The sequence below is a fragment of the Streptomyces sp. NPDC002690 genome (assembly GCF_053592415.1).
Genome location: NZ_JBSFVR010000771.1, coordinates 1 through 1,039 on the forward strand (window position 1 = coordinate 1; position 1,039 = coordinate 1,039).

Genomic DNA, 1,039 nt, shown 5'->3' on the forward strand with positions numbered 1-1,039 from the left:
GGTCGGGGCGGTGGATCGCGGTGATGTTGGGGTACGTCTGCCCGACCGCGTTCGGGGTGGACGCCTCGGCGCGCCGGGGTTACGCCCCCCGGCTCGCCTGCGAGCGCTGCCGCACCCCGGCCCGCTGCCGGCACTGTGCCGGACCGCTCCAGGCCCAGGACCAGGGGGAGCTCGACTGCGCCTGGTGCGGGCGGCCCGAACACGCCTGGCACTGCGCCGAGTGCGGAGCCACCCGGCTGCGCGCGCGGATCGTCGGGGCCCGGCGGACGGCGGACGAACTCGGCCGCGCTTTCCCCAAGGTGCCGGTCCGCACCTCGGGGCGCGACCACATCCTGGACGAGGTACCGGGCGAGCCCGCCCTCGTGGTGAGCACCCCCGGCGCCGAACCCGTCGCCGAGGGCGGATACGCGGCGGCCCTTCTGCTCGACGGCTGGGCCATGCTGGGCCGGCCCGACCTCCGGGCGGGCGAGGAGGCGCTGCGCCGCTGGATCGCCGCCGCCTCCCTGGTCCGGGGCCAGGAGGAAGGCGGTGCCGTGGTCGTCGTGGCCGAACCGACGCTCGGCCCCGTCCAGGCTCTGGTGCGGTGGGACCCCGCCGGGTTCGCCCGCCGGGAGTTGGCCGAGCGGGCCGAACTCGGCTTCCCGCCCGTCTCCCGGATGGCCTCGGTGACGGGCCCGCCCGGGGCGCTCACCGCGTTCCTGGAGAGCGCGAGCCTGCCGCCGGAGGCCGAGATCCTGGGGCCGGTACCGGTACCCTCCGCCGGACCGGGGCGACCGCGCCGGACCGGGGACGCGCCGCAGGGCGAGACCTGGGAGCGGCTGCTGATCCGGGTGGTCCCCGGGCGCGGTGCCGCGCTCGCGGCCGCGCTGAAGGCGGCTCAGGCCGCGCGGACGGCCAGGGGCGGAGCGGATCCCGTGCGCATCAGGATCGATCCGCCCGACATCGGCTGAGGCCGGGGGCCTGAGCGCGCGCACCCTTCGCCGTGACTTCCTCACCGACACCGGGCTCACCTTCGAGCAGTGGCGGCTGGGCTGCCGAC

General features: G+C 77.6%; 1 protein-coding gene. It reads left to right on the plus strand.

Features of this window, described 5'->3' with window-relative positions; translation table 11 throughout:
- On the plus strand, window positions 1–950 hold a 950-nt coding region (locus tag ACWD3D_RS37410), incomplete at its 5' end, for a hypothetical protein (RefSeq protein WP_451465076.1).
- Between the last annotated feature and the right edge of the window lie 89 nt (window positions 951–1,039).